The sequence below is a fragment of the Actinotalea sp. C106 genome (genome assembly GCF_023630195.1).
Classification (GTDB): domain Bacteria; phylum Actinomycetota; class Actinomycetes; order Actinomycetales; family Cellulomonadaceae; genus Actinotalea.
In genome coordinates this window covers 1-525 of the sequence record NZ_JALPKN010000648.1, presented here as the reverse complement: position 1 = coordinate 525, position 525 = coordinate 1, and the positions used below count along the sequence as shown (strand labels likewise).

1 protein-coding gene is annotated in these 525 nt (G+C 78.9%); it reads right to left on the bottom strand.

Annotation, left to right across the window (positions count from 1 at the left end; all coding sequences use genetic code 11):
* Window positions 1–525 (bottom strand): 2-phospho-L-lactate guanylyltransferase (gene cofC, locus L0B03_RS18995; RefSeq protein WP_250448682.1); only part of this gene is annotated, 525 nt, incomplete at both ends.

Here is a 525-nt window from a genome sequence, read left to right as displayed (position 1 = left end):
GGTCGGTCCCGGTGCCGGGGCGGTGCACCACGCCGGCGTCGAGGCCGAGGCGCGCCGCCGCAGCCTCGTGGCGCCGTCGGCTGTCGGTCCCGAAGCCCAGCTCGAGCATGCGGCCGGCCTGCGCCAGGAGCAGGGCGTTGGTGCCCAGCCCGGCCCGGTCGGTGGCCACGACCACGGGGGAGGTGAGGCCCAGCAGGGCTCGGACGTCTGCCACGGTCAGGCCCGGCAGGTCGGCGTGGACGACCAGGAGCCGCGCGGTCCCGGGGAGCGTGCTCCTCGCGTGGTCGAGGGCGGGGTTGAGCCCGTGCACCGTGGCCGGCTGCGTGATCAGCTCGACGGCGGTCGCGGCCCCGTCGAGGTCGCGGGCTGCCGCCACCGGGTCGGGGGTGACGATCACGACCCGGCTGACCCCGGGGGTGGCGCCGAGGGTGTCGACCACGTGGCGGGCCAGGTGGGCGACGAGCCGTCCGCGGTGCTCGGGCCCCAGGGCGGCGCCGAGCCGGGACTTGCCTGCCGGCCCGCCCC